We start from the raw sequence: 4,759 nt of genomic DNA on the forward strand, positions 1-4,759 counted from the left end.
CTCCTTCGTCAGGTGGCCGGCGGTGAGGCGGGAGCCGACGCAGGCGAGGCCGAAGCGGGCGCCCTCCTCGTCGCCGAAGTTGACGATGGCCAGGGGCCGCCGGAAGGAGACGCCGCGGGAGCGGAGTTCGTCGAGGGCGGCGAAGGAGGAGACGACGCCGAGGGGGCCGTCGAAGGCGCCGCCGTCGGGGACGGAGTCCAGGTGGGAGCCGGTGACGACGGCGTCGCCGGCGGCGGGGTCGCCGAGCCAGGCCCACTGGTTGCCGTTCCGGTCGACCTCGTAGTCCAGGCGGCGGGCCTCGGCCTGCATCCGGAACCAGAGGCGGCAGTCGGTGTCGGCCTCGGTCCAGGCGTAGCGGCGGTAGCCGCCCGAGGCGGCGCTGCGGCCGAGGGGCCGCAGCGACCGCCACATGGCGTGGAAGCTCTCGCTCACGCCGTGCCTTCCGCGGTGCCGGTGGCGGAGCCGCCCTCGCGCATGGGGACGCGGACGCCCTTCTCGTCCGCGACCCGCTCCGCGATGTCGTACCCGGCGTCGACGTGCCGGATGACGCCCATGCCGGGGTCGTTGGTGAGGACGCGGCGGATCTTCTCGCCCGCCAGCGGGGTGCCGTCGGCGACGGTGACCTGGCCGGCGTGGATCGAGCGGCCCATGCCGACGCCGCCGCCGTGGTGGAGGGAGACCCAGGAGGCACCGGAGGCGACGTTGACCATGGCGTTGAGCAGCGGCCAGTCGGCGATGGCGTCGGAGCCGTCGAGCATGGCCTCGGTCTCGCGGTACGGGGAGGCGACGGAGCCGCAGTCGAGGTGGTCGCGGCCGATGGCCAGCGGGGCGGCCAGCTCGCCGCTCGCGACCATGTCGTTGAAGCGCTCGCCGGCGCGGTCGCGCTCGCCGTAGCCGAGCCAGCAGATGCGGGCGGGCAGGCCCTGGAAGTGGACGCGCTCGCCGGCCATCCTGATCCAGCGGTGGAGGGACTCGTTCTCCGGGAAGAGGTCGAGGATCGCCTTGTCCGTCTTGGCGATGTCGGAGGCCTCGCCGGACAGGGCGGCCCACCGGAAGGGGCCCTTGCCCTCGCAGAACAGCGGGCGGATGTAGGCGGGGACGAAGCCGGGGAAGGCGAAGGCCCGGTCGTAGCCGGCGAGCTGGGCCTCGCCGCGGATGGAGTTGCCGTAGTCGAAGACCTCGGCGCCGGCGTCCATGAAGCCGACCATGGCCTCGACGTGCCGGGCCATGGACTCGCGGGCGCGGGTGGTGAAGCCGGCCGGGTCCTTGGCGGCGGCGTCGGCCATGTCCTCGAAGGCGATGCCGACGGGCAGGTAGGAGAGCGGGTCGTGGGCGGAGGTCTGGTCCGTCACGATGTCGACGGGGGCGCCCTCGGCGAGCATCCGCGGGAGCAGCTCGGCGGCGTTGCCGAGGAGGCCGATGGAGAGCGGGCGGCGGGCGTCGCGGGCCTCGGTGGCGAGCTGGAGGGCGTGGGCGAGGTTGTCGGCCTTCACGTCCAGGTAGCGGTGCTCGATGCGCCGGTCGATGGCGCGCGGGTCGCAGTCGATGCAGATCGCGACGCCGTCGTTCATGGTGACGGCGAGCGGCTGGGCGCCGCCCATGCCGCCGAGACCGGCGGTGAGGGTGATGGTTCCGGCGAGGGTGCCGCCGAACTTCTTCGCGGCGACGGCGGCGAAGGTCTCGTACGTGCCCTGGAGGATGCCCTGGGTGCCGATGTAGATCCAGGAGCCGGCGGTCATCTGGCCGTACATGGTGAGGCCGAGCTGCTCCAGGCGCCGGAACTCCTCCCAGTTGGCCCAGTCGCCGACGAGGTTGGAGTTGGCGATGAGGACGCGCGGGGCCCACTCGTGGGTCTGCATGACGCCGACCGGGCGGCCGGACTGGACGAGCATCGTCTCGTCCTGCTTCAGCGTGCGCAGGGTGCGGACCATGGCGTCGAAGGAGCGCCAGTCACGGGCGGCCTTGCCGGTGCCGCCGTAGACGACGAGCTTGTCGGGGTGCTCGGCGACCTCGGGGTCGAGGTTGTTCTGGAGCATGCGGAGGGCGGCTTCCTGCTGCCATCCCAGGGCACTCAGTTCCGTACCGCGCGGGGCCCGTACGGGGCGGGGTCCTGACATGGCGATGCCTCCTCGAATGTCGACCAGATATTCACATCCTGACGTGATGAATAGATGTAGTCAACAGGGCCCGCCCCAGCTGTCCCCCTGACACCGCCCCGGGAGGCCGACCAGGATGGGCGCCATGGCCTCCCACCGCCGCGATCACGCCGTCCGGGCCGCCGTCGCCCACGGACTCCTCACCCCCGACCGCCCTGTCGTCGCCCTCCTCGACACCGCCGGCATCCGCGCCTCCGCCGCCGCTCTGACCAGCGCCTTCGCCGCCGTCACCGACGCGCCCGTCCTGCACGCCTTCGCCGTGAAGGCCGCCCCGCTCGTCCCCGTGCTGCGGCTGCTCCACACGGCCGGGCTCGGCGCCGAGGTCGCCAGCCCCGGTGAGCTCGCCCTCGCCCGCGCCGCCGGCGTCCCGCCCGCCCGCACCGTGCTCGACTCCCCCGCCAAGACCCCCGCCGAGCTGCGCGAGGCCCTGGCGCTCGGCATCGCCGTCAACGCCGACAACCTCCAGGAGCTGGCCCGCCTCGACGCGCTCGTCGCCTCCGCGCCCACCACCTCACCCCTCGGCCTCCGAGTGAACCCGCAGGTCGGAGCTGGTTCCATCGAAGCGCTCTCGACCGCCACCGCCACCTCCAAGTTCGGCGTGGCCCTGCGCGACGAAGGCGCCCGCGAGGCCGTCGTCCAGGCCTTCCTCGACCGCCCCTGGCTCACCCGCCTGCACACCCACACCGGCTCCCAGGGCGTCCCGCTCGCCCTCATGGCCGAGGCCGTCCGCGAGGTCCACGCCCTCGCCGAGGAGATCAACGCCCGGGCCGGCCGGCAGCGGATCGACACCCTCGACATCGGCGGCGGCCTGCCGGTCGACTTCACCTCCGACGAGGAGAACCCGGCCTACGCCGCCTACGCCCGGCTCCTCGCGGAAACCGTCCCCGGCCTCTTCGACGGGCGGTACGGCCTGGTCACCGAGTTCGGCCGCTCCCTGCTCGCCAAGCACGGCACGATCCTCGCCCGCGTGGAGTACACCAAGACCTCCGGCGGCCGGCCCATCGCCGTCACCCACGCGGGCGTCCAGGTCGCCACCCGTACGGTCTACGCCCCCGGGTCCTGGCCGCTGCGCGTCCTCGCGTACGACGCCGAGGGCCGCCCCCGCGACGGCGAGGCCGTCGTCCAGGACGTCGCCGGGCCCGCCTGCTTCGCCGGCGACCTGCTCGCCACCGGCCGGGCGCTCCCGCTGCTGCGGCCGGGCGACATCGTGGCCGTCCCGGACACCGGCGCGTACTACTTCGCCCACCACTACGCCTACAACAGCCTGCCGCGGCCGGGCATCCACGGCTTCACCGCCGACGGCGACGGGACGGTGACGTTCGCGACCGTCCGCGAACCGCAGACCCTGGCCGAGATCGTCGCCGAGTCGGGCGGGGCCCACGCCGACGCGCTCGTGCGGTGGCGCGGCCCCGGCGGCCCGGCTTCCATGGACCCATGACCGCAGCGGGCAAGGACACCACCACCGTCGTCGTGGAACGCCGGGTCGCCGCCTCGCCCGGACGGGTCTGGGAGGCGATCACCGACCTCCCGGACCTGCCCCGGATGCTCTCCGGCGTCGAACGCGTCGAGATCCTCACCGAGGGCGTCTTCGGCGAGGGCACCCGCTGGCGCGAGACCCGGCGGATGCTGGGCAAAGAGGCGACGGAGGAGATGACCGTGACGGCGTGCGAACCGCCCGACCGGTACGTGACGCTCGCGGAGTCCCACGGCATGCGGTACGTCTCCGAGATCACCCTCCACCCCGCCGCCGGGACCGGCCCCGCGGCGGGCGCGGGCGCCCGGCCCCCGGCGACCCTGCTGCGGATGGCCTTCTCCGCCCAGCGCGCCGACGGCCGCGCCCCGGGCCCGCTGGCCCGGCTGCTCACCCGCGTCGGGACCCGGGCGGTGGCGAGGGCCCTGGCGAAGGACCTGTCGGACATCGCGGCGACGGTGGAGTCCCGGGTCTGAGGGGAGAGGGTCGAACGGCACCGGACGGGCGGGCGGGACCAGGGCGCGGGCTCCCGGCGGGCCGGCCGCACGAGCCCTGGCGGCCGTGCGCCGTACCGCCGGACGGGCGGGCGCGGGCTCCCGGGCCGAGCCCGTACCTGACGGACTCGCGGCGGCCGCCCCTTGAGGGACGGGTTTCCGGGCGGGGCCGCGCCCGGAGGCACGCGTTTCCCCGACCCGCCCGCCCGCGCCCACGTGCGAACGCCCCCGCAACGGCGGCAACGCGCCACCCCGGGCGACGCCTTCACGCCAACCTTTCCCACCCCGCCGGGCATGTTCCGATGGAAAATGCCGGAACGGCTCCCGGCCCCCGGAACGTTCAGTAACGTCACCGTCACTGCCGTACGTTCGCGCGCCGCATCGGGAGGGGAATCCGCGTGCCCGGAATCGACGAGTGCCTTCAGGAGGCCATGTCCCTGCCGGGTGCCCGCGGCGCCGCCCTCGTCGACTGGACCAGCGGGCTCGCGCTCGGGACGGCCGGGGCCGCACCGGCCGGCGACCACGAGACCTCGGCCGCCGAGACCGCGGAACTGGCGCGGGCGGCGGCCGAGTTCGACACCTTCACGGCACCCGACACCACCGTGCCGGCTCCGCCCGGCCCACCGGGGGCACCCGGG

Annotated in this window: 4 protein-coding genes and 1 pseudogene; 3 read left to right on the top strand and 2 right to left on the bottom strand. The window is 74.7% G+C overall.

Annotation, left to right across the window (positions count from 1 at the left end; genetic code table 11):
* Window positions 1-411, bottom strand: a 411-nt coding sequence (locus RIF68_RS27700) for a M28 family peptidase (RefSeq protein ID WP_309054035.1), incomplete at its 3' end; no start/stop codon positions are given.
* A gap of 17 nt (window positions 412-428) precedes the next feature.
* A complete protein-coding gene (gene hutU / locus RIF68_RS27705; RefSeq protein WP_309054032.1) occupies window positions 429-2,117 on the bottom strand; it encodes a urocanate hydratase in 1,689 nt (562 codons plus the stop codon).
* 115 nt (window positions 2,118-2,232) lie between these two features.
* On the opposite strand from hutU, the gene RIF68_RS27710 reads away from it, so the two are divergent.
* From RIF68_RS27710 to RIF68_RS27720, 3 genes and pseudogenes are all read left to right on the top strand, one after another.
* A complete protein-coding gene (locus RIF68_RS27710) occupies window positions 2,233-3,594 on the top strand; it encodes a diaminopimelate decarboxylase (protein ID WP_309054033.1) in 1,362 nt (453 codons plus the stop codon).
* Window positions 3,591-4,103, top strand: a complete 513-nt coding sequence (locus tag RIF68_RS27715; protein WP_309054034.1) for an SRPBCC family protein — start codon at window positions 3,591-3,593, stop codon at window positions 4,101-4,103. The genes RIF68_RS27710 and RIF68_RS27715 overlap by 4 nt, the downstream gene beginning before the upstream one ends.
* Window positions 4,104-4,519: 416 nt before the next feature.
* A pseudogene (locus RIF68_RS27720) lies at window positions 4,520-4,759 on the top strand (hypothetical protein); the annotation flags it as partial.

Source organism: Streptomyces sp. (assembly GCF_031178505.1).
GTDB lineage: Bacteria > Actinomycetota > Actinomycetes > Streptomycetales > Streptomycetaceae > Streptomyces > Streptomyces gulbargensis.

Excerpts from the sequence above, each read along its gene's own strand:
- hutU (WP_309054032.1), bottom strand. The coding sequence starts at position 2,117 with ATGTCAGGACCCCGCCCCGTACGGGCCCCGCGCGGTACGGAACTGAGT.
- RIF68_RS27710 (WP_309054033.1), top strand. The coding sequence starts at position 2,233 with ATGGGCGCCATGGCCTCCCACCGCCGCGATCACGCCGTCCGGGCCGCC.
- RIF68_RS27715 (WP_309054034.1), top strand. The coding sequence starts at position 3,591 with ATGACCGCAGCGGGCAAGGACACCACCACCGTCGTCGTGGAACGCCGG.